The 24,542-nt window shown below is 36.6% G+C and carries 22 protein-coding genes; 20 read left to right on the top strand and 2 right to left on the bottom strand.

What is annotated here, in order from left to right; all coding sequences use genetic code 11:
- Positions 1-30 precede the first annotated feature (30 nt).
- From ACK4R1_RS03725 to ACK4R1_RS03685, 9 genes are all read left to right on the top strand, one after another.
- Positions 31-2,337, top strand: coding sequence for a glycoside hydrolase family 65 protein (locus ACK4R1_RS03725; RefSeq protein WP_409683811.1), 2,307 nt, complete (start codon positions 31-33; stop codon positions 2,335-2,337).
- Positions 2,338-2,420: 83 nt separating this feature from the next.
- Positions 2,421-2,828, top strand: coding sequence for a GxxExxY protein (locus ACK4R1_RS03720; protein ID WP_409683809.1), 408 nt, complete (start codon positions 2,421-2,423; stop codon positions 2,826-2,828).
- Between the two features lie 38 nt (positions 2,829-2,866).
- Positions 2,867-4,696 carry a glycoside hydrolase family 13 protein gene (locus ACK4R1_RS03715; protein ID WP_409683807.1) on the top strand — a complete coding sequence of 610 codons (1,830 nt, stop codon included), beginning with the start codon at positions 2,867-2,869 and terminating at the stop codon, positions 4,694-4,696.
- A gap of 93 nt (positions 4,697-4,789) precedes the next feature.
- Positions 4,790-7,153 (top strand): TIM-barrel domain-containing protein, encoded by a 2,364-nt coding sequence (locus tag ACK4R1_RS03710; RefSeq protein WP_409683805.1) that lies wholly within the window; start codon positions 4,790-4,792, stop codon positions 7,151-7,153.
- Position 7,154: 1 nt separating this feature from the next.
- A complete protein-coding gene (locus tag ACK4R1_RS03705) occupies positions 7,155-8,816 on the top strand; it encodes an alpha-amylase family glycosyl hydrolase (protein WP_409683803.1) in 1,662 nt (553 codons plus the stop codon).
- Positions 8,817-8,914: 98 nt separating this feature from the next.
- A complete protein-coding gene (locus ACK4R1_RS03700; protein WP_409683800.1) occupies positions 8,915-9,562 on the top strand; it encodes a glycerophosphodiester phosphodiesterase in 648 nt (215 codons plus the stop codon).
- Positions 9,559-10,776 carry an NAD(P)/FAD-dependent oxidoreductase gene (locus ACK4R1_RS03695; RefSeq protein ID WP_409683797.1) on the top strand — a complete coding sequence of 406 codons (1,218 nt, stop codon included), beginning with the start codon at positions 9,559-9,561 and terminating at the stop codon, positions 10,774-10,776. Before ACK4R1_RS03700 ends, ACK4R1_RS03695 begins: the two co-directional genes overlap by 4 nt.
- A complete protein-coding gene (locus ACK4R1_RS03690) occupies positions 10,773-11,270 on the top strand; it encodes a nuclear transport factor 2 family protein (protein ID WP_409683794.1) in 498 nt (165 codons plus the stop codon). Before ACK4R1_RS03695 ends, ACK4R1_RS03690 begins: the two co-directional genes overlap by 4 nt.
- Positions 11,271-11,340: 70 nt before the next feature.
- Positions 11,341-13,656 (top strand): T9SS type A sorting domain-containing protein, encoded by a 2,316-nt coding sequence (locus ACK4R1_RS03685; protein ID WP_409683792.1) that lies wholly within the window; start codon positions 11,341-11,343, stop codon positions 13,654-13,656.
- A 49-nt stretch (positions 13,657-13,705) separates the two neighbouring features.
- Here the strand turns inward: ACK4R1_RS03685 and ACK4R1_RS03680 are convergent, their stop codons facing one another.
- Entirely contained in the window at positions 13,706-14,182 is a 477-nt protein-coding gene (locus tag ACK4R1_RS03680) for a TspO/MBR family protein (RefSeq protein ID WP_409683789.1), read from the bottom strand.
- Positions 14,183-14,270: 88 nt separating this feature from the next.
- Here ACK4R1_RS03680 and ACK4R1_RS03675 point away from each other — a divergent pair, with 88 nt between their 5' ends.
- The 6 genes from ACK4R1_RS03675 (at position 14,271) to ACK4R1_RS03650 (ending at position 20,570) form a co-directional block, all read left to right on the top strand.
- Positions 14,271-15,368, top strand: a complete 1,098-nt coding sequence (locus ACK4R1_RS03675) for a diphosphomevalonate/mevalonate 3,5-bisphosphate decarboxylase family protein (protein WP_409683786.1) — start codon at positions 14,271-14,273, stop codon at positions 15,366-15,368.
- Entirely contained in the window at positions 15,365-16,303 is a 939-nt protein-coding gene (locus ACK4R1_RS03670; protein ID WP_409683784.1) for a mevalonate kinase, read from the top strand. The genes ACK4R1_RS03675 and ACK4R1_RS03670 overlap by 4 nt, the downstream gene beginning before the upstream one ends.
- 10 nt (positions 16,304-16,313) lie before the next feature.
- On the top strand, positions 16,314-17,240 hold the full coding sequence (locus ACK4R1_RS03665) for a geranylgeranylglycerol-phosphate geranylgeranyltransferase (RefSeq protein WP_409683781.1): 927 nt from the start codon (positions 16,314-16,316) through the stop codon (positions 17,238-17,240).
- A gap of 169 nt (positions 17,241-17,409) precedes the next feature.
- On the top strand, positions 17,410-18,309 hold the full coding sequence (locus ACK4R1_RS03660; protein WP_409683778.1) for a pseudouridine synthase: 900 nt from the start codon (positions 17,410-17,412) through the stop codon (positions 18,307-18,309).
- A 64-nt stretch (positions 18,310-18,373) separates the two neighbouring features.
- Positions 18,374-18,736: a nuclear transport factor 2 family protein gene (locus ACK4R1_RS03655; protein WP_409683775.1), complete on the top strand. Its 363-nt coding sequence runs from the start codon at positions 18,374-18,376 to the stop codon at positions 18,734-18,736.
- A gap of 67 nt (positions 18,737-18,803) precedes the next feature.
- Complete coding sequence (locus tag ACK4R1_RS03650; RefSeq protein ID WP_409683772.1) at positions 18,804-20,570, top strand: DUF885 domain-containing protein; 1,767 nt, start codon at positions 18,804-18,806, stop codon at positions 20,568-20,570.
- Between the two features lie 36 nt (positions 20,571-20,606).
- On the opposite strand, the gene ACK4R1_RS03645 is transcribed toward ACK4R1_RS03650, so the two are convergent.
- The gene (locus tag ACK4R1_RS03645) at positions 20,607-21,371 is read right to left on the bottom strand and encodes a hypothetical protein (RefSeq protein ID WP_409683769.1); all 765 of its coding nucleotides are present in this window, start codon (positions 21,369-21,371) and stop codon (positions 20,607-20,609) included.
- Between the two features lie 339 nt (positions 21,372-21,710).
- Between ACK4R1_RS03645 and ACK4R1_RS03640 the strand changes: the two genes are divergently transcribed.
- The 5 genes from ACK4R1_RS03640 (at position 21,711) to ACK4R1_RS03620 (ending at position 24,326) form a co-directional block, all read left to right on the top strand.
- Complete coding sequence (locus ACK4R1_RS03640; protein ID WP_409683766.1) at positions 21,711-22,115, top strand: hypothetical protein; 405 nt, start codon at positions 21,711-21,713, stop codon at positions 22,113-22,115.
- Entirely contained in the window at positions 22,112-22,495 is a 384-nt protein-coding gene (locus ACK4R1_RS03635) for a hypothetical protein (protein WP_409683763.1), read from the top strand. The genes ACK4R1_RS03640 and ACK4R1_RS03635 overlap by 4 nt, the downstream gene beginning before the upstream one ends.
- A 3-nt stretch (positions 22,496-22,498) precedes the next feature.
- On the top strand, positions 22,499-22,915 hold the full coding sequence (locus tag ACK4R1_RS03630; protein WP_409683760.1) for a protein-export chaperone SecB: 417 nt from the start codon (positions 22,499-22,501) through the stop codon (positions 22,913-22,915).
- A gap of 165 nt (positions 22,916-23,080) precedes the next feature.
- Complete coding sequence (locus tag ACK4R1_RS03625; protein WP_409683757.1) at positions 23,081-23,332, top strand: hypothetical protein; 252 nt, start codon at positions 23,081-23,083, stop codon at positions 23,330-23,332.
- A 1-nt stretch (position 23,333) separates the two neighbouring features.
- Positions 23,334-24,326 (top strand): hypothetical protein, encoded by a 993-nt coding sequence (locus ACK4R1_RS03620; RefSeq protein ID WP_409683754.1) that lies wholly within the window; start codon positions 23,334-23,336, stop codon positions 24,324-24,326.
- The last annotated feature ends 216 nt before the right edge of the window (positions 24,327-24,542 follow it).

The following is a 24,542-nucleotide window of genomic DNA, read 5'->3' as shown; positions in this document are numbered from 1 at the left end:
GAATGATAAAAGGACAATAAAAAAATTACAATGAACCAAGATTATATCAAACCAGATAACTGGTCGATTATTGAAGAAGGATTTGATTTAGACAGAGTAAAATCCTCGGAAAGTTTATTCAGTATCGGAAACGGTGCCATGGGACAACGTGCCAATTTTGAAGAATTCTATTCAGGAAAAACCTTCCAAGGAAGTTACATCGCCGGCATTTATTATCCCGATAAAACCAAAGTGGGTTGGTGGAAAAACGGCTATCCGGAGTATTTCGCTAAAGTGTTAAACGCTCCGGTTTGGATTGGCATTTTAATCGAAATCAATGGAGAAACTTTGGATTTAGCTGCCTGTAAAGTCACTAATTTCAAACGCGAACTCAATATGAAAGAAGGTTGGTACCATCGTTCTTTCTCAGCCACTTTGAACAACGGAATCGAAATCGATGTTAACGTTAGAAGATTCTTGTCTTTGGATTTAGATGAATTGGGCGTAATCAAATACGAAATCACTCCGAAAAATCAAGACGCCACTATCGTTTTCAAACCTTATTTAGACGCCGGAGTTCACAACGAAGACGCCAACTGGGAAGAGAAATTTTGGGAACCATTGGAAACCCAACATCAAAACAATGAGGCTTTTGTAGTAGCGCGTACTTTCAAAACCCATTTTGAAGTGGCGACTTACATGCACAACAGCATCTTTATCAATAACGAAAATCAAAACGCCGAACCAACCTTTGTAGACACTACTTCGGACAAAGTAATTTTTACTTACGAACAACTGGTTTCCAAAGGCCAAACCATAGCGTTCCAAAAACTAGGCGGTTACACCGTTTCAATGAATCACAATTCCAAAGATTTGATTCCGGCGGCGCAAAGTGTTATCGCCAAAGGATTAGCCTTAGGTTATGATACTTTATTACAAAACCAAATCGATGCCTGGGCCAAAATCTGGGAAATGAGCGACATTACCATTGAAGGCGATGTAAAAGCCCAACAAGGTATTCGTTTCAATATTTTCCAATTGAACCAAACCTATCTAGGCAAAGATTCTCGCTTAAATATCGGTCCGAAAGGTTTCACCGGAGAAAAATACGGCGGCTCGACTTATTGGGATACCGAAGCCTATTGCATTCCGTTTTACATGGCTACGAAAGACCAACAAGTAGCGCGAAATCTTTTGGCGTACCGTTACAACCAATTAGACAAAGCCATCGAAAATGCCGAAAAATTAGGTTTCAAAAACGGCGCTGCTCTTTATCCGATGGTAACCATGAATGGTGAAGAATGTCACAACGAATGGGAAATCACCTTCGAAGAAATCCATAGAAATGGCGCGATTGCTTTTGCGATTTTCAACTATTATAGATTTACCGGTGATTACAGTTACATTCCTGAAAAAGGATTGGAAGTTTTAATCGGTATTGCCCGTTTCTGGCACCAAAGAGCAACTTTCTCAACCTACAGAAATCAGTACGTTATTTTGGGCGTAACCGGTCCGAATGAATACGAAAACAACGTCAATAATAACTTCTATACTAATTATATTGCCAAATGGTGTATCGATTATACCATCGAACAAGTTGAAAAAGTAAAACAAGAATACAACTCAGATTATAACAGAATCATGAGTAAAGTCAACTTAGATGATGCCGAAATCCTGCATTGGAAAAAAGTAGCGGATCACATGTATTTTCCTTATTCGGAAGAACACGGCGTTTACTTACAACAAGACGGTTTCTTGGACAAAGAATTGGTCAAAGTGCATGATTTAGACAAAAGCCAAAGACCAATCAACCAAAAATGGTCTTGGGACAGAATCCTGCGTTCGCCTTACATCAAACAAGCTGATACTTTACAAGGTTTTTACTTCTTTGAAGATCATTTCAGCAGAGAACAACTCGAAAAACATTTCGACTTTTACGAACCGTTTACCGTTCACGAAAGTTCATTATCACCTTGTGTTCACTCGATTCAAGCCGCAGTTTTAGGTCGAATGGAACAGGCGTATACATTCTATTTAAGAACTTCTCGTTTAGACTTAGACGATTACAACAAAGAAGTGGAAGAAGGTTTACATATCACCTCAATGGCCGGAACGTGGATGAGTATCGTGGAAGGTTTTGGCGGTATGCGTGTAAAAAACAATACCTTACATTTCGAGCCAAGAATTCCAAAAGATTGGAATGGTTATTCATTCAAAATCAATTTCAGAAACCAAATTTTAAAAGTTTCTGTTCACCAAAATGAAACCAACTTTACCCTAGAAGGCGAAACCGCGATTTCGGTTTTCGTAAATGGCAAAGAAGTTTTGGTAGAACCGAATAGTTTGGTAACCGTATAATTTTTAACATTAAGAAGTTTAGAGAAGTTAAGGTTTTCATTAAGTTTTATTGATACGCCTTAACTTCTTTTTTTATAAATAAAATGACTAAGAAAGAAGTAACACAATTAAGTTATGATATTGTAGGCTGTGCTATAACAGTTCACAAAACTCTTGGTCCGGGATTACTAGAAAGTGTTTATGAAAAATGTCTTAAAGAAGAATTGGAGTTTCAAGGATTCAAAGTGGAAACACAACAAAAAGTAAAACTTGAATACAGAAATGTTCAAATAGAAACAGAATTAAGACTTGATTTATTAGTTAATGATACTATTATAGTTGAAATAAAATCTATTGAAAATCTGCTCCCTGTTCATGAAGCCCAACTCTTAACCTATATGAGTTTATTAGAAAAACCTCAAGGATTACTAATAAATTTTTATACAGACAACATAACCAAATCTGTAAAACCTTTAGTAAACGAATACTTTAAAAACCTTAATGAAACTTAATGCAAAAACTTAACTTCTTAATGGTAAAACCTAACAACATGAAAAAAATACTCTTCTCTTTCTTGATTTCTGTTTCGGCTTTCGCCCAAATTGACAAAGTTGAACCGCCATTTTGGTGGAATGACATGAATCTTTCTGATGTACAGATTATGTTCTACGGGAAAAATATTGCCCAAAATGAAGTCACCGTTTCCAACGGCATCATCATCAAAGGCATTCAAAAAACCGAAAACCCGAATTATGTTTTTGTAACAATTGAAACCAAAAATGTTCCGGCCCAGGATTTTGTCTTTACTTTCAAAAACGGCAAAAAATCTTTTACCCAAAACTATTCGCTCAAAGCCAGAAGAGCAAACTCTCGCTTCCGCAAAAGTTACGATAGCTCTGATGTCATCTATCTTTTAATGCCGGACCGATTTGCCAATGGAAACCCAAACAACGACAACAATCCAGCCTTAACCGAAAAAATGGATCGCTCCAAAGACAACGGCAGACACGGCGGCGATATCGAAGGCATCATCAAAAACTTAGATTATATCCAATCGCTTGGCGCGACGGCCGTTTGGCCAACACCACTTTGTGAAGACAATGACGAAAGAGGTTCATATCACACTTACGGTCAATCCGATGTGTATAAAATTGACGCACGTTTCGGAACTAATGAAGATTATGTTAGAATGAGTGCCGAATTGCACAAACGCGGCATGAAAAACATCATGGATTATGTAACCAATCACTGGGGTTGGCAACATTGGATGTACAAAGATTTACCTACGCGCGACTGGGTTCACCAATTCCCGGAATTCACCAATTCTAATTACAGAATGACCACGCAATTTGACCCCAATGCTTCCGCTCGCGATGCCCAATATTGTATGGACGGTTGGTTCGTAAAATCGATGCCCGATTTAAATCAATCCAATCCGTTAGTTTTAAATTACCTGACTCAAAACGCCATTTGGTGGATTGAATACGCCGATTTAGATGGTTTCCGTGTCGATACTTATTCTTATAATGACAAAGTCGGCATCGCCAAATGGACCAAAGCCATCACTGATGAATATCCGCATTTCAATATCGTAGGTGAAGTTTGGATGCAAGACCAAGCCCAAATGGCCTATTGGCAAAAAGACAGTAAAATTGGCGCCATTCAAAGCTACAATTCCTATTTGCCTTCGGTGATGGATTTCACTTTATACAATGCTTTAGAAAAAGTGTTCAACGAAGACAAAGGCGAATGGGACAAAGGAATGATTAGAATCTATGACAATTTTGCCAATGACTTTTTATATCCCAACATCGACAACATCTTAATTTTTGCCGAAAACCACGACACCAATCGCATCAATCAAGCCTATAAAAACGATTTCAAAAAATACCAAATGGCCATGACTATATTGGCAACCGTTAGAGGAATTCCGCAGTTGTATTACGGTTCCGAAATTGCCATGGCCGGCGACAAAGGCAAAGGCGATGGCGACATTCGTCACGATTTCCCGGGCGGCTGGAATGGCGATACCAACAACGCTTTCACCAAAGCCGGAAGAACCGAAGAGCAAAACAAGTTCTACGATTTCACCGCCAAAATATTCAATTGGAGAAAAACCAAAGACGTGATTCATTTCGGAAAAACAACGCATTATGTTCCAGAAAACAACGTTTATGTTTATTTCCGTTATAACGAAAAAGAAAGCGTGATGGTAATTGTCAATAACAGTAACGAAAAACAAACTTTCAAAACCAACAGATTTCAAGAAAACTTAAACCATTACAAATCCGGAAAAGACGTGTTAAGTAACGCTTCTTTTGATTTGAAAAATGATATTTCTATTGAAGGAAAATCGGTTTTAGTATTGGAATTGAAATAATTTAAACCATTAAGAAGTTAAGAATGAATTAAGTTTCATTAAGTCTTAACTAACCTTAATGCAAGACCTTAACTTCTTAATGTTAAAAAGAAAATGAAGAAACTTTTTCTATTATTACTAATTACCTCTATATCATTTGCCCAAAATGCCAATAGAAATTACCTTTCCCACAGTTGGAAAAACAATCTCTTGGAAGTCAAAACCAATGATGGAACCTATCGCATCAAAGCGTACTCGAATAAAATAGTCGAAACGTCTTTCATTCCAAACAGCGAAGTATTCAATCCGAATTCACATGCCGTCATCAAAACACAAGAGAAAATCAACGCCACGGTTTCTAAAACAGACAGTTCAATCTCTTTAGTCACCAACAACATTACAGTAGTCATCAATAAATCACCTTTCCGAATCACTTATTCCAACAAAGGCAAAGTTTTATTGTCGGAAAAAAACGGCTACATCAAAAAGGACAGCACTGAAGTTTTACAGTTCAACCTAGACAACTCCGAAGTATTATTCGGTGGCGGAGCACGCGCTTTAGGCATGAACCGTCGCGGTAATCGCTTGGCTTTGTACAACCGAGCACATTATGGTTACGAAACCCGGGCCGAGTTGATGAACTTTTGTATTCCTTTAGTTTTGTCTTCCAAATTATACGCCGTGCATTTTGACAACGCAGCGATTGGTCATTTGGATTTAGACAGCAAGAAGAACAACACTTTAGAATACGAAACAATTTCGGGCCGAAAAACCTATCAAGTTATTGTAGGTGATACTTGGGAAGATTTGGTGGCCAATTATACCGATTTAACCGGAAAACAACCGATGCCGGCGCGCTGGACATTAGGTAATTTCTCTAGTCGATTTGGTTATCATACCCAAGAAGAAGTCGAAAAAACGATTAACCGTTTCAACTCCGACGGCATTCCGGTTGATGCGATTATCCTCGACTTGTATTGGTTTGGCAAAACCGTTCAAGGCACAATGGGCAATCTCGAATGGGACAAAGACCAATTCCCTAATCCCGAAAAAATGATAGCTGATTTAAAGGCAAAAGGCGTCAAAACAATTCTAATCACCGAACCATTTATATTAACAACCTCATCGAAATGGAAAGAAGCCGTCGATAAAAAAATATTGGTTACCGATAAATCAGGCAAACCTGCGACTTGGGATTTCTATTTCGGAAACACTAGTGTAGTAGATATTTTCAAACCCGAAGGCAACCAATGGTTTTGGAATGTTTACAAAAGATTAATCAACCAAGGCGTCGGCGGCATGTGGGGCGATTTGGGTGAACCCGAAGTCTTTCCATCCAAAGCCATGACTGCTGCCGGAAAAGCGGATGAAGTCCATAACATTTACGGGCACAATTGGGCCAAGTTAATCGCTGATGGTTATAAAAGAGATTTTCCAAACCAAAGACCATTCATCCTGATGCGCGCCGGTTATTCGGGCTCGCAACGATTCGGAATGATGCCTTGGAGTGGCGATGTATCCAGAAGTTGGGGCGGTTTGCAATCACAAATGGAAATCGCGATGCAAATGGGTATGCAAGGTATGGCTTATATGCACTCGGATTTAGGCGGATTTGCCGGAGATTATTTCGACAACGAATTGTATTTGCGTTGGTTGCAATACGGTGTTTTCAATCCTATTTTCCGTCCGCATGCGCAAGAAGATGTGGCTTCGGAAGTGGCTTATAAAGATGTTCACACCAAAGCCAAAGCCAAAAAAGCAGTGGAATTGCGTTACCAATTGATGCCTTACAATTATACTTTGGCATTCGACAACAACCAAAAAGGAACACCGTTAATGCGTCCGTTATTCTTTGAAGAACCAACCAATGAAAAGTTATTGAACGAAAAGGAAAGCTACCTTTGGGGTAATGCCTTTTTGGTAAAACCAATAACCAAATCAGGCGTAACTTCTACGGAAGTCTATTTCCCGAAAAGCAACAATTGGTTTGACTTTTATACGGGTAAAAAATACAATGCAGGTTCAACTGAAACCGTAAAAGTAGAAGAAACTGCTATCCCAACTTTCGTTCGTGGCGGTAGTTTTGTTCCGATGATTGAAACGATTCAGAATACTTCAAAATATTCGGTGGACAACTTCAATTTGCATTTCTATTTTGACGAAACAGTGAAAACTTCCACCGGAAAATTATACAACGACAACGGTGAAACGCCTCAAGCTTTTGAAAAAGGTCAATACGAAATATTGAATTTCAACAGCAATAACAATGGCAAAGAATTGGTACTGAAATTAACCTCAACTGTTGGCAAAAATTATTTGTCATCTGACAAAACAGTTTCAGTATTGATTCACAACATCAAGGCCAAACGCATTTTGGTTAACGGACAAGAAATGGTTTTCAAAACCTTTAACGAACCTTTACAAATTCCGGTTGAATGGAAAAAAGGAACAACTTCTGAAATTAAAATTGAATACTAATATGAAAAATATACTGCTTACGCTATCGGCTTCACTCCTATTAATTGGTTGTAATTGTACCAAAGAAGCGGCTTCAAAACAACCACCATCATCTCAAACACCTTTCGTTTGGGAAAGTGCGAATGTCTATTTCCTTTTAATCGATAGGTTCCAAAACGGCAATCCCGAAAACGATAAAATCATCAACCGCAACAAACCAACTAGCGTTTTGCGTGGCTTTGAAGGTGGCGATATTCGCGGCGTAATTCAAAAGCTAGAGGAAGGTTATTTTACTAATCTTGGAATCAATGCCATTTGGATGACACCGGTCGTGGAGCAAATTCACGGTTCAGTCGATGAAGGCACCGGAAACACTTATGGTTTTCACGGTTATTGGACGAAAGATTGGACAGCAGTCGACCCAAGTTACGGCACCAAAGAAGACTTAAAAGAATTAGTCGAAAAAGCCCATGCGAAAGGTATCCGAATTATGCTAGATGCAGTAATCAATCACACCGGTCCGGTAACTGAACTTGACCCGGTTTATCCAAGCGATTGGGTTCGTACTTCGCCTAAATGTACTTATCAATCTTACGACACTTACATCAACTGTACTTTGGTAGAAAATCTTCCGGATGTAAAAACCGAAAGCAACGAAAACGTGGCTTTACCACCAATGTTAGTCGAAAAATGGAAAAAAGAAGGTCGTTACGAACAAGAAGTAGCCGAACTTGATGCTTTCTTCAAAAAAACAGGTTATCCGCGAGCACCGAAATATTACATTATGAAATGGCTTTCGGATTATATCACCGATTACGGCATTGACGGTTACAGAGTTGACACCGTGAAACATACCAAAGAAGATATTTGGGCCGATTTCAAAAAAGTTTGCGACCAAGCCTTTGCCGATTTCAAAAAGAACAATCCGTCAAAAGTGTTAGACAACAATGGTTTCTTCACGGTTGGTGAAGTCTACGGTTACAATATCGGGGCGAAAAGATTATACGATTTCGGAGATAAAAAAGTCGATTATTATGCAAATGGTTTTACGGGCTTAATCAATTTCGATTTTAGAAATGAAGCCAAAATGAACTATGAAGAGTTGTTCTCCAAATATTCAAATATCTTGCAAAACGATTTAAAAGGCAACACAGTAATGAACTACGTAACGTCACATGACGACGGTTATCCTTTCGACAAAAAACGCGAAAAGATTTTCGAAGCCGGAACCAAATTGTTATTGGCACCGGGAATTTCACAAGTGTATTACGGAGATGAAATTGCTCGTCCACTCGAAATCGAAGGCACGCAAGGCGATGCTACGTTGCGTTCGTTTATGAATTGGGGAGATTTATCATTTGACCGAATCAAAAACCAATTGTTGATGCATTACAGCCTCTTGGGAACCTTTAGAAATAACCATCCTGCAGTTGGCGCCGGTGTTCACCAAATGATTTCGCAATCGCCGTATGTTTTCAGCAGAACTTACAGCAAAGGTAGTTTCAATGACCAAGTAGTCGTTGGTTTAGATTTGCCAAAAGGACCAAAAGAAATCTCAGTCGGAACTGTATTTGCCAATGGCACTAAAGTCAGAGATGCTTATTCGAATTTATCCGTTGTTGTAGAAAATGGCAAAGTGACTTTGGATACCAATTTTACTATTGTTTTACTAGAGAAATTGTAATCAGAAAAATTTACCATTAAGAAGTTAAGGGAAATTAAGATTTCCATTAAGGCTTAACTGAACTTAATGAAAACCTTACTATCTTAATGTTAAAAACCATGCTCAAAATCGGTCATCGCGGTGCGAAAGGTCATTTACCCGAAAACACTTTGGCTTCCTTCCAAAAAGCTATCGATTTGGGCGTTGACATGATCGAACTTGATGTACAGTTGAGTTTGGATAAAATACCGATGGTTATTCACGATGAAACCGTTGACCGAACAACTTCGAATAGTGGTTTGGTGACCGATTTTAGCGCCAAAGAATTGCAAAAATTAGGTATTCCAACTTTGGCAGCCGTATTCGAATTGGTTCACAATCGATGCGAGATTAATGTGGAAATCAAAGCGTTTTCGGCTACGCAAAGCGTTTTAGATTTGATAACAAAAAATACTTTCGACCAAAATAAAATATTGATTTCCAGTTTTGACTGGAATGCTTTGCAGGAAGTGCGTTTTCACGATGACAACATTCGGATTGGTGTTTTAACCGAAACTGATTTAGACTTAGCACTGGCTTTCGCCAAATTCATCAAAGCCGAAACAATTCATCCTCATTACCACTTACTAACCCCTGAAAAAGTTCAAAAAATAAAAGAAAAAGGATTTAAAGTTTTTGCATGGACGATAAATGAACCTGAAGATATTACCTTTGTGCAATCATTGGAAGTTGACGGTATCATCACCGATTTCCCGGAAAGACTATGAACTCAAACTATGACATTATCATCGTAGGCGGCGGTGCAGCTGGTTTTTTTACAGCCATCAACATCGTTGAAAACAATCCAGAACTGAAAGTCGCTATTTTAGAACGCGGCAAAACGGTGTTGGAAAAAGTGCGCATTTCCGGCGGCGGAAGATGTAATGTTACTCACGCTTGTTTTGTGCCGAATGATTTGGTCAAATTTTATCCGCGTGGCGAAAAAGAATTGCGTGGTCCGTTTCACCAATTTTGTTCGGGCGACACGATTGAATGGTTTGAAAAACACGGCGTCGAATTGAAAATTGAAGACGATGGCCGAATGTTCCCGACTTCAGATTCCTCGCAAACAATAATCGACTGTTTTTTGGGCTTGACCCAGAAATTAAAAATCGATGTCCTAACCGGTCAAAGCGTGCAATCGCTCTTTCATGCCGATAATTATTGGAAAGTGGAAACGAATCATGAAACCTTTTCTTGTCAAAAATTGGTCATGACTACCGGTAGCAATCCGAAAATTTGGGAATTGCTCGAAAGCATGAATCATACTATAATTCCACCAGTTCCTTCGCTCTTTACTTTCAATATAAAAGATGCTCGAATCAAAGATTTAATGGGCCTTTCGGCTTTCGCTAGTGTAAAAGTCAAAGGCACAAAACTGGAAGCATCCGGACCATTATTGATTACACATTGGGGAATGTCGGGTCCGGGAATTTTAAGACTTTCGGCTTGGGGTGCGATTATTTTGGCGGAAAAAAAATACCAGTTTATAATCGAAATCAATTGGCTTAATGATGTGACTTTTGACGAAGCGATGGAAACTTTGAAAGAACTCAAACAGGAACATGCCAAGAAAGTCGTGAGTAAAAAATCGCCTTTCGAGTTTCCTAACCGACTTTGGGAAAGTTTGGTTTTGGCTTCGGGCATAGATAATGAAATGAAATGGGCCGATTTGACTAAAATACAATTGACTAATTTGGCGAACCAACTCACCAACGGACAATTTCAAGTGAATGGCAAAAGTACTTTTAAGGAAGAGTTTGTAACGGCTGGCGGAGTCGACTTAAGAGAAATCAATTTCAAAACGATGGAAAGCAAGTTGCATGAAAACTTATTTTTTGCAGGCGAAATTGTCAATATTGATGCGATTACCGGTGGTTTTAACTTCCAAAATGCTTGGACGAGCGGGTTTATTGCAGCTAATTCAATTATCGCATCATGAAAAAAACAATCACTTTTTCTGTACTATTTTCAGCTATTCTCTTACTGGGAAGTTGTAGTACTTCAAAGCCAAATAGTTTTCAACTGACTAAAAACTACCAACCGGATAATCTCGAATTATATCAGGCAATTGTAAAACAAGACAGTTCGTTTTTTGACGCTTATAATAATTGCGATACTAAATTTGAAACTTACGCCGATTTCTATTCAGAGGATATCGAATTTTACCATGACCAAGGCGGTTTATCCAATTCGAAAAAAGACATCCTAGAAGGCACTAAAAAACACATCTGCGGTAAAGTGACTCGGACGCTCGTTCCGGGCAGCATAGAAGTTTATCCGATTAAAGATTATGGTGCTATTGAAATTGGGTTGCACTCCTTCAGTAACAATACCAATCCGCCAGATGAACCTAAAAAAGTGAGTCGGTTTACCATTTTTTGGAGACAAATCAACGGGAAATGGAAGATTGCTAAAGTGGTGAGCTTGCATTAAAAAAATTCTTATATTTTTTTTCATAGTTAATTCAAAATCAGCTAAATTTGGATTGTAAAATTGCTGACCCATGAAAAAACTATTACTCCTTTTACTGTTTACTATCAGTGTAAATGCACAAATTGCACAACCAACTCCTTATCTTTTATGTGACGAACCACCAATGATTGGTTTCGAAACTTTTGATTTGACCACAAAAATTCCCGAGATATTAAACGGGCTCAACCCAACGGAAAATACAGTTTTGTTTTACCCATCTTCTCAAGACGCTTTAAACAACACCAATGCCATTCTCAATCCGGGTTCTTATGTAAATGTCTCTCAATTTATAATGACTTTAGGGGTAAGAGTTACCAATAATTTAGGAGAACACAGTTATGTTACTTTAACCATTGAAGTGCTTCCTATTCCTATTGCCAATCCGGCCATATTGCAGTTTTGTGATCCGACTGAGTTGGCGATTTACAATTTAAATGATGCGATTGGTCAATTAATTCCCGGCAGTGCTGGATTTACCGTTACCTTTTATGAAACACAGATTGATGCTCAAATGGGTGCTAATCCTGTTGGAGATGGTGGCTATATTCCTTTGATTAATCCCGGAACGCAAACATTATTTGCTAGAGTTGAAAATACTCAGTCCGGTTGCTTTACGGTAACTACCTTAACATTGAATACACAAAATTGTGCTCCGACTTGTCCTGCACCTACTAATTTGGCGGCTATGATGTCGACAAGTACTTCAACAACTTTTTCCTGGACAAGCGGTGGTGCAAATACTTTGTGGCAAGTGATTATTTTACCTTTGGGATCACCCGATCCGTTACCTAACGCTAATGGCATTTTTGTTCAAACAAATCCGTATACTGTTACAGGGTTAAATTCAAACACTTGTTATGCTTTTTATGTGAGATCCATTTGTGCGAATGCACCCGTTACCGGAGACAACAGTCCTTGGGCTGGACCATTGACTTTTTGCACTATAGATTGTACCAATAACGGATTGTGTCCGGAAAGTTTAAATTTGGTTGCTTTTTTAGACAGCAATAACAATGGCGTAAAAGATTTAGGCGAAATAGATTTCAACGATGGACAATTTGAATACCAAATCAATAATTCAGGAACACCACTCTATGGTTATCCCAATGCTGGTAATTTCTATATTTTTGATAGTAATCCTACCAACACCTATGATTTATCCTTTGTAGTTAATTCTAATTACACATCTTATTTTAATTCGGGTTCCAATTACACCAACATCACTCTTCCAACAGGAAGCGGAAGCAATGTTTACTATTTCCCAATCACACAACTTCAAGTACTAAACGATTTGGAAGTCCAGTTAATCCCAAGTGGAGCTCCAAGACCCGGATTTACTTATTTTAATACCATTTCGTATAAAAATAAAGGAACCCAAACCATTAACTCAGGAATGGTTTCTTTTACTAAAAGTCCTGTTGTTTCGATTGTCAATATTTCACAAAGTGGCACAAACAGTACTGCCTCAGGTTTTAATTATACGTTTAGCAATTTGGCACCAAATGAACAACGTTACATTTATGTTCAAATGCAGGTCCCAACGATTCCTACGGTTAGTTTAGGAGATGTTTTAACGAATTCGGCAGCGATAGAACCGATTGCTGCTGATCATTTTCCAAACAACAACAATGCTAGTTTATCCCAAATTATTATAGGTTCCTATGACCCGAATGACAAAGCAGAATCCCATGGCGGCCAAATCGTTTTTGAAGATTTCACGGCCAATGATTATTTGTATTACACCATTCGTTTCGAAAATACCGGAACAGCTAATGCTGAGTTTATCCGAGTGGAAGATGTGCTTCATGCCGACTTGAATGAAAATACTTTTGAGATGCTTAACGCAAGTCATACAGTAAACACAAGACGCGAAGGGAATCAATTGACTTGGCATTTCTTCGACATCAATTTACCACCAAGTAGTATCAACATCAATGATGGCCATGGTTATGTTTATTTCAGAATCAAACCCAAAGCCGGTTATGCTATTGGCGATATCATTCCGAACACTGCATCGATTTTCTTTGATTACAATCCGCCGATTGTGACCAATACTTTTAACACGGAATTTGTGGAAACTTTGGGTACTGACACTTTTGAAGCCAACACTATTCTTATGTATCCTAATCCAGCAAGCCAACTGCTTACCGTTAGTGTAACCAATGCAGCCGAAAACCTGAAAGAAATTATCTTCTACGACATTATTGGGAAAAGAATAAAAACAATTTCTTCCTTGTCTGACCATCAAACAATAATTGACTTATCCGATTTGTCAAAAGGCGTTTATTTATTAGAAATCAACACCGGAAACAACTTCAAAACCATCAAGAAATTGGTAGTTCAATAATTGAATAGTCTTAAAATAAAAATCCCGTCTTTTACTGAGACGGGATTTTTTATCTATTCAACCACCAAATACAGGCATTGAGCACAGTAGCAAAACTCACCCAAGCCAGATACGGGATAAACAACATTCCGGCGACTTTGTCAATTATTTTAAACTGTGTATAAGTTTCAAATATCACTAACAAAAGTAAAATAATTTCAATCAAAGCCAATAGCGGATTGTGCAATCCAAAAAACAAATAAGACCAAAGCGCATTCAACCCCAATTGGTACATAAAAAACCTAAACGCCTTTTTCACATTTTCTTCATCAGTTTCCATTCGGTTCCAAATCATACCGCCGGCAACACCCATCATAATGTAAAGCATTGTCCAAACCGGGGCAAAAATCCAATTTGGCGGATTAAAAACTGGCTTGACCAATGTTGGATACCAAGTCGTTATACTTTCACGTGTAACTACTCCGGATAAATACCCAACAACCAAACACGTGGCCACAACGAGCACTATTCTTAAAATCTTTTGCATGTTAAATTTGTTTAAATATTGTTCAAATATACTAAACAAAACAATGTCCTTTTTATAAAAAATGTATCTTTGTCCAAATTACAAACCTATGTTTTCCGAAAAGGATTTTATTTCGAAACCATTTTCCACAATAATCGAAGAAGGAAATTTTCAATGGAGCGCACCCAGCAATATCGCTTTAGTAAAATATTGGGGCAAAAAAGAAAACCAAATCCCCGCCAATCCGTCTATCAGTTTTACTTTAAACCATTGTAAAACGATTACGAAATTGGCTTTCGCCAAAAAACAAAACGACAATAATTTCTCTTTCGATTTGCTTTTCGAAGGAAAAACCAAAGACGATTTCAAACCAAAAATCCAAAAGTTTTTAGAACGCATCGAAATCTATTGTCCTTACTTAAAAGACTATCATTTCACCATCGATACTGAAAATACTTTTCCACACAGTTCCGGAATTGCGTCTTCCGCTTCAGGAATGGCGGCTTTGGCAATGAATATCATGTCTTTGGAAAAAGCACTATCCCGAAACTTCGGGACTGAAATGACAGACCATTTCTTTAACCAAAAAGCCTCATTCTTAGCCCGATTAGGTTCAGGAAGCGCATGCCGAAGTATCAAAGGAAGTGTTGTTGTTTGGGGAAATCATGCTGAAGTCAATGGCAGTTCTGATTTATTCGGAGTGGAATTTTCATCTAAGATTCACGACAATTTCAAGAATTACCAAGATACCATTCTACTAGTGGATAAAGGCGAAAAGCAGGTTTCAAGTACGGTGGGACACGATTTAATGCACAACCATCCTTTCGCCGAACAACGTTTTGCGCAAGCGCATGAGAATTTGTCCGCCATCAAAAAAGTTCTAGAAAATGGTGATTTAACCGAATTCATCAAGATAGTCGAAAGCGAAGCCTTAACCCTTCACGCCATGATGATGACGTCGATTCCTTATTTTATCCTAATGAAACCCAATACGTTGGAAATCATCAATAAAATCTGGAAGTTCAGAAACGAAACGAATATTCCCATATGTTTTACCCTAGATGCCGGAGCCAACGTGCATATTTTGTATCCCGAAAACGTTAGAGTTGACGTGATGCAATTTATTACTACAGAATTAGTTGGCTATTGTCAAAATGGTAACTATATTTGTGATGCAATTGGAACAGGAGCAATTAAATTTATATGAAAGGACCATTATTTTACTCAAAGATTCTTCTCTTCGGAGAATACGGAATTATAAAGGATTCTAAAGGTTTATCCATTCCTTATAACTTTTACAACGGCGCTTTGAAAGTGGACGAAAATCCATCCGAAGAAGCGATCAAATCTAACACGAGTTTACGCCGTTTTGTAACCTATTTGGAGCAACTCCAAAAAGACCAACCCGAATTAGTGACTTTCAACTTAGACCTTTTAAAAACCGATGTAGAACGCGGTATGTATTTCGATTCCAGTATTCCGCAAGGATATGGTGTTGGTAGTAGCGGTGCTTTGGTTGCTGCGATTTATGACAAATATGCCAACGACAAAATCACAGTTCTCGAGAATTTAACCCGCGAAAAACTATTACAACTTAAAGCGATTTTTTCTCAAATGGAATCATTCTTCCACGGAAAAAGTTCGGGTCTTGATCCATTAAATAGCTATTTGAGCATTCCGATTCTAATCAATTCCAAAGACAATATCGAAGCCACCGGCATTCCGTCTCAAAGTGCGACCGGAAAAGGCGCTGTGTTTTTGTTAGACTCCGGAATCGTTGGCGAAACCGCTCCAATGGTCAACATCTTTATGGAAAACCTAAAAGAAGAAGGCTTCCGCAAAATGTTAAAATCGCAATTCATCAAATACACCGACGCTTGTGTAGAAAATTTCCTTGGCGGCGATATGAAAGCTTTATTTGCCAATACTAAACAATTGTCTAAAGTAGTCTTAAACAATTTCAAACCGATGATTCCGGAACAATTTCACGGTCTTTGGCAAAAAGGAATTGACACCAATGATTACTATCTAAAGCTTTGTGGTTCTGGTGGCGGAGGCTATATTCTAGGCTTCACCGAAGATTTAGAAAAGGCAAAACAATCCCTGAAAGATTACAAATTGGAAGTGGTTTACCAATTTTAATCTCTTTTAAATGTTAAGCCGAAAAACCAAACACACTTTACTGAAAGTCATCAGCATGTTTTCGGTGGTTCGCGGTTATAACATTCCGGTTATTGCCTTAGCTCAATATTTATCGGCCATATTCATTTTGGCTCCCGAAAAAAGAGCGCTCGATGTCCTACTCGATTTCAACTTGTTCATCATCGTTTTAGTTTCAAGTTTGACGATTGCTTCCGGTTATATCATCAACAATTTTTATGACAGTAAAAAAGATTTAATTAATCGCCCCAACAAATCTCAATTGGATAGATTAGTCAGTCAAAAAACCAAACTGCAGGTTTATTTTTCAGTAAACTTTATCGTTTTCTTGTTGGCTTTCTTAGTTTCTTTTCGTGCCGTTTTGTTCTTTTCCGCATACATTTTCCTAATTTGGTTCTATTCGCATAAACTCAAAAAAATTACTATCGTCGGCAATTTAACCGCATCATTCCTAGCCGTTTTACCATTTTTCGCCATTCTTTTATACTATAAAAACCTTTATCCGCAGATTTTTGCACACGCAACCTTTCTGTTTTTATTGATTCTCATTCGTGAAATGATCAAAGATTTAGAAAACATCAAAGGCGATATAGCCAACGATTATCAAACTGTTCCGGTGCTTTTCGGCGAAGCATTTTCTAAAAAAATCATCACGCTGTTGACCGTTTCAACCATCATTCCCATCTATTATTTAGTCGAAGTTTTCGAAGTCGGTTACATGGATATCTACTTCTACGTCAGCATGATTGTCCTGATTTTCTTCCTGCAAAAACTTTGGAAATCTGATTCCAAACCCGATTACCTAAAACTCCACAACATCCTGAAATTCCTAGTAGTTTCGGGCGTATTTTGCATCGTACTCATCGATCCGTCGGTATTAATTCACGGCAAAAAGATGGTGGAAACGATTGTTCGTTAGGAGCGAAACTTAAGAGCAATTGCTAAACCTTGTTCCCGTTTTCCATTACAATCTCTACGAGGATTTTTCCCGAAACTTCGGGACAACCGGGGCTAAAATCAAACCATAGCATTTTAATCGGCGGTATAAGCCATTGAAATACGTATCTTTGCCATAAATTACAGAATTTATGAACAAGAATGAAGGCAATAACAAAAGAGGTGGTTCACGTCCGAACAGTTCGAGACCAAGCTCTAATAAGCCTAAACCAGCCATGCAAAAAAGAGCGCAAGGCCCGAAAAAAGTAAAACCAACCACTGGTGATGCCGCGCCAAAAAAAGCAGTTAAACCCGTAAATAATGTCCCGAAACCTTTAAAATCGGATGACATTCGTTTGAATAAATACATCTCCAACTCAGGCGTTTGCTCCCGTCGTGATGCCGATATTTACATCCAATCCGGAAATGTGAAAGTGAATAATATCGTCATAACCGAAATGGGTTACAAAGTAAAACCGGGCGATGTAGTCAACTTTGACGGCGCAACTTTAACACCGGAACGCAAAGAATACATTTTGCTCAATAAGCCTAAAAACTTTACCACTTCCAACGAGGACAATGACGATTACAGAAATGTATTGGAACTGGTTCGCGGTGCCACCAACGCCAAAATCCAACCGATTGGAAGAATGGACAAAAACACTACGGGATTGTTGATTTTTACCAACGATACGGATATGGTTAGAAAATTCAGCTTACCGAATCAAAAATCTGCTAAAATCTACCAAGTTTCTCTAGACAAGAATTTAAAATTTGAAGATTTAGAAAAAATTTCTAACGGCGTAACTTTAGACGGACATAAATTATACGTTGATGAAATCTCATACATCGAAGGCGAACCTAAAACTGAAATCGGTTTGAAGTTGAGAACCCCAAACGTAAAAGTAGTTCGTGCTATTTTTGAAAGTTTCAAATACGATGTCTTGAAAATAGACCGTGTGGCTTTTGCCGGTTTGACCAAAAAGAATTTACCGCGTGGCAATTGGCGTTTCCTAACAGAACAGGAAATCATCAATTTGAAAAACGTATAAAAAATTATCATACATTTACCATTACAAAAGCCTCAATTAATTGAGGCTTTTTATTTCCAATCCTATGTCAGCAGAAAAAAACCTCTCAATTGCCCATCTTTGGTTTGAAGCGTTCAACGCACACAACCTTGAAAAACTTCTATCCTTATACGATGACGAAGCAGAACATTTCAGCCCCAAACTAAAAATCCGTCATCCTGAAACCAATGGTTTGGTCACCGGAAAAGATGCCTTGCGCACTTGGTGGCAAGACGCTTTTGATAGATTACCAACCTTAAACTACAAAGTAACGTCACTCACATCCAATTCCGATCGCGTTTTTATGGAATACATTCGAACGGTGGAAAATGAAGACAATATGTTAGTCGCTGAAGTCCTGGAAATCAAAGAAAATAAAATCATCGCTTCAAGAGTATATCACGGATAATTTATCATTCTGTTAACAAAACCATTCACCAAAAACCAATAGTTTTACCTCAACTAAACCACTAAACATGAGAAACTTATATTCATTTTCTGCAGTGTTTTTATCGGCACTTCTTTTTGTAAGCTGTAAATCTGATGAGAAACAAGGCGACATCAATGCTATTACCAAAAGCTATTTTGATTACAAAAATGCGTTAAACCCTTTAGAAGCTACTCAAAATGGTCAAAGCCAATTCAATGACCAACTGGTTTTCGAAATGACCGATTCCCACCGAAAAAAGCAAGCGGAATTTTTCGCCAAATACGAAAAAGAACTAGCTAGTGTTGATACCACTTCATTATCAGAAGAAGAAAAGAACAGTTTCGACATCATCGCTTGGGAAGTTTCCATTGGAAAAGATTTGCTTAAACAAAATGCCAATTTAACACCCATTCATCAATTTTGGGGAACACATTTAACCATGGGACAATTCGCCAGTGGAGAAAGTGCCCAACCGTTTAAAACCGAAAAAGACTATCAAAATTTCCTAAAAAGAATGGATGCCTATTCCGTGTGGATTGACTCGGCGATGGTGTATATGAAAAAAGGAATTCAAGAAAAAGTAGTCTTACCAAAAGCTTTGGCAGAAAAAATAATTCCGCAATTTCAAGATGTAATCACACCTAATGTGGAAGACAATTTATTCTATTCGAGCTGCAAAAAATTCCCGGCGGATTTTACGCAAGAGCAAAAAGACCAATTTTCTAAAGCTTATGCCGACTTAATCAACACCAAACTTACACCACAATTTCAAAAGTTCATTGCTTTTATGAAATCCGACTATGTTCCGGCTTGCCGAACCACTAGTGGAATTAGTAGTTTGAAAGGCGGAAATGACTTGTATAAAATCTATGTAAAACAATGGACAACCACCACCAAAACACCTGAAGAAATTCACGAATTAGGTTTAAAAGAAGTAGCGCGCATCAAAGCGGAAATGGAGAAAGTGAAAGCGCAAGTAGGCTTCAAAGGCACCATTATCGAGTTTTTTGATCATGTGAGAAACAAACCCGAATTAAAACCTTTTAAAACCCCGGAAGAAGTAATTGCTAATTTTGAAAGAGTACACAAAATCATTGAACCTAATGTAAACAAATTTTTCTCTTTGCAACCCAAAACCGCTTTCCGAATCAAAAGAACGGAAGCCTTCAGAGAAAATACTGCCAGTGCCGAATATTCTCAAGGTGCAGCCGATGGTAGCAGACCGGGCACATTTTACGTTCCGATTCCTGATGTAGCCAATTACAATTATTATGGCGATGAGGATTTGTTTTTACACGAAGCGATTCCCGGACACCATTTCCAGATTTCATTACAACAAGAAAACGAACTTTTACCTGATTTTAGAAAGTTCAATTGGTTTGGCGCTTATGGCGAAGGTTGGGCTTTATACACGGAGAGTTTAGGAAAAGAATTGGGATTGTACAAAGATCCGTATCAATATTTTGGGATGTTAGGCAATGAAATGCATCGTGCGATTCGTTTAGTGGTTGATACCGGCATCCATGCTAAAGGTTGGACTCGAGAACAAGCCATCAAATATTCTTTAGAAAACGAAGCTGAAAGTGAAGCCAGTATCATCGCCGAAATCGAACGTTATATGGCCATTCCCGGACAAGCCTTGTCTTATAAAATAGGGCAATTGAAAATTTTGGAATTGCGTCAAAAAGCACAAGACAAAATGGGAGATAAATTTGATATTAAAGTCTTCCACCAAAAAGTACTGGAATCAGGTGTAATGCCATTAGCGCTTTTAGAAAAGAAAATCAATAATTGGATTTCCTCCGGAAAATAAGCTGAAAAAAAGTCCCGATTGAATCGGGACTTTTTATTAATTACTAATACTATTTTCGAGATTATTGAAATCAATCGTATTGCCGTTGACATCAAAAAATTCATAGTTGTATTTTAACTTTCCATCGACTTCATCAATCTTGATAAACATTTGGTAAAAGCCTTGACTCCATTCTACAATCACATGGTATTGATAATCAGCAACGCCAAAACTTGCAGGCAAATTACTGGTGTAAAGGAGTTTTTTTGATTTTAAATTAAGGGTATTGACTTCAATGTTTTCATATTCACCCATTTCCGCATCATTTACCTTTTTCCCTAAATAATCAACACTGGCAACTGCTTTGGCCATTTTCTTTTTCTCCTTGCCTTTATTATAATCATCTTTAATGGAAAAGATTACGTCTTTTAAGGAACTTTTACCGGCATTGACTAAGGAGAATTTGATTTGGTGATGGTACATTAATTTGTGTACTTTCTTAGAACCTTCTTCTGAAGTATTTCCTTCGCTTAAATCATTATCCACAATTTCTATAATAGGAATATTTTGTCCGGCGGATAAAGTAAAAGTATCAAATCTTAAGGTTTTTATCTTTTGTTCAGCTTCGTCAACAATTTTGTCTTTTTCAACAATTTCTGCGTTCAAAACCTCAATTTGCTTGATGGCTTCATCCAATTGCTTTTGTTTTTCTGCCGAAATGGAATGGGAACTATTTTTATATAGCAAATAACCCGACAGTGCTAATAAAACAAATCCAAAAATTCCCAGTACCACAGTTATCATAAGCTTTTTCCCTTTCATTAGAATAAAAGATTTTACATCAAATTAGGATTGATGCTGTAAAAATAATCGAATTTTCAAAAATTAAAACACTCAGAAACAATAAACTGTAAACATATTATTAACTAAATCATAACAATAAAAAAAGCCCCAACTTTCGTTAGAGCTTTCTGTGCGTATGATTTTTGGAAAGAAAAAAATAAAATTTATAAGGTAAATATGATTTCTTCGTCTAAATATGTAGTTAATCGATTTTTTTGCTGAACGATTTCCAAAACTTTATATATTTGATTGTGTTAAATACCTTAACAGATTGCATCTTATCAATAGGAATGTACATAACTTTGCAAAAGATAAGTATTGAGTAATTTATTTCAAAAATCAAAGTTTAATATAGATGCCGCTGAGGAGTTAATTAAAAAATCCTTGCACGCACCTAGTGTTCATTGTTCGTACTACGCTTGTTTCCAATTTTTAAAATTTACTTTAAAGAATTTTCAAAATTTAACATATGACTATATTGAATCCGAATGTAGAATATATCCTGGCGGCACACATGGATACATTATTGATAACTGTCTAAATGAATTCAGAAAAAAAGTAGACTTTAGTAAATTCAAAGATATAAAGAGAGAACTAAAAGATCTAAAAGATTTTCGTATTGATTCTGACTACTATGATAAGGAAATTATAATCGATGAAAGTGAAAAATGTTTAGCACTCAGTAAAAATATAATATCAGAAATTAAAAAAAATTTAAAATGATAAATTCAGTTAAATTTTTGGAACAAAAATTAAAAGAATTATTTCTTCAATTTCCAAAATCTAACATCAGATATGAATTCCGTTCTAATAGGAATTCACACTTGGTTGAGATAACTCCATTGAGTTTTTATGTTAATGAAAAATACAAAATTGCAGAAACCAAAATAGAGGATGAGTTTGAAAATTTATATCCTAATGAAAACATTTTATTTATTTCTGAAAACTCACTTAATAAAATATCAAATGCAAATTTTGAGTTAATCAGTGAATTCAAAGGCGCGATTTGTCTATTAGGAGAAGTATCATCCCTACCAGCGTATAATTTTATAAATATTTTTCCGGAATATGCCGGTGAAAACAACTATGCTTTAGCAGCTTAAAAAATGGCATTATCAAAATTTCAATTCCAAGGATATAAAATACTTAAGTCTGTTATAGAATTAAATGAAGAATCCATTAATGAAAATCAAGGATTAAGTCTGTCTTTTAAGACTTCAGGAGTTGTAAAAAAAGCTGAGAATAGCTTTAAACTGAAACTTGGAGTTAAAATAAATAACTCAAATAACACTGTAAATATTGAAATAGATGCTATAGGGAATTTTATATTCGAACCTGCAGAAGACAATAACGACATAAGTTCATTTTTTTACAACAATGCATCAGCTCTTTTATTCCCTTATCTCCGCGCATATATTTCGACTCTGACAAATCTATCAGGATTAAAACCAATTACTTTGCCCACTATGAATTTGTCTAATTTAAGTGATGAACTAAAACAAAATACAGTTTTCTTGGATTAGAATGTTTATTAAGGTTTAACAGGACTATTAGAACATTAAAATTAAAAGACAACTTAAGTGTCTTGCAATCATAAAATAAAAATGCCAGATTATATTTAACAAATAATTTTATCAACTGCTTTCATCAATTTTGTATTTTTATAAAATAACAACAACAGCAATATCATGTCTAATCCATTTCTTATAATCTTAGAGACTATCAAAAATTTATTCCACGGAATAAAAGAAAATTTTGATAACGGTGTGCAACCCGGTCAATTATTGGGTAAGGAAGCCATCGATTTGTTGTCTGATGATAAAACAAGACATGAATTTATTGAATTTATTTCAGACAAAAATAATGTTGAACAAAAAGAAAGAACAAAGACATTTGAGAAAAAAAATGGTGAAAAGGTAACGATAATTACATATTCATAATATGGAAAGTGTTCTTCACACACTTTTAATTATAATTTTTGTTTTAATTCCTGGATTTATCTTTAGGAGAGCCTATTTTCAAGGCGGATTTTCCAAACAATTTGATTCAAAGTCTTGGTCACACTCAATTTTTTACAGCATTATATTTGGATTAGCTATAGAGATTGTTTCAATATTGGTTTATGCTGAATTTTTTGAAAAAATAAATGGCGATACGGTTTCTGAATTTTACCAATATGTCTCTAAAAATAAAATTCCTGTATGGATTTTTGATATTAAAGTTATATACAATATCTTGACATTTTTCGCAATTCTATTAACAACTTCTTTAATTTCAGGTATGGGTTGTTATCATTTAGTCCGAAAATTAAAGTTAGATAGAAAATTTAAAGCATTAAGATTTAGCAATCATTGGCATTACTATTTTACAGGGGAGATTAAAGATTTTAGAGAGTTCAGACACATTAAAGGTGAGTTCCAATGTTCAAATGTTGATGCATTAGTAAATACTGAAGACGGGAAAAATATTTTATATTCCGGTTTACTAACTGAGCATACACTTTGCTCAAATGGAGATTTAGAAGCAATTTATTTGACTTATCCTAAAAGGTATGACAAAGAAAAGAAGGAATGGAAACTAATTCCTAGCGATGTGTTAATAATACCATACAGTAAAGTATTAAATTTAAATATAAGATTTAGCTTTATAAAAGTAAAACCATTTCCTTGGATTGCAATTGTCTTTATAATTGGAGTAGTTTTTATTTGGTGGGACTTCTTTAATTTATTATCCGCTTACAATTTTATATCAAGACTATTTCTTAAATTATTAAATCAAATCGAATGGTTATTCTTTATTGTTCTTTATGACTACATTTTCATAAACACAAGTGAATATGAAGAAAGTAAAAGAAAAGAAAGTATTAAATCAATGTGGCCAGCTACTCTCATACTTGCATTAATTCTTTTGGCAGTATATTATTTTACTTATTAAATAGATATAAAATAATTTTCGATAACATTTTCAAAAAAATAAAAACCCTTAAACTAATGTTCTTAAGGGTTTTCCTTTGAAATGCGGATAATTGGACATCCCAATGAACGGGATATTCCGAAGCTTCGGAACTCGTCCTATGCCACAAAAAAAGTCCGAAACTTTCATTTCGGACTTTCTGTGCGGGTAAGTAGGACTTCCCGATGAGTCGGGATA

It is taken from the genome of Flavobacterium sp., from assembly GCF_046293665.1.
Classification (GTDB): domain Bacteria; phylum Bacteroidota; class Bacteroidia; order Flavobacteriales; family Flavobacteriaceae; genus Flavobacterium.
The sequence above is the reverse complement of the archived record's forward strand: the minus strand, read 5'-3'. Positions and strand labels throughout refer to the sequence as shown.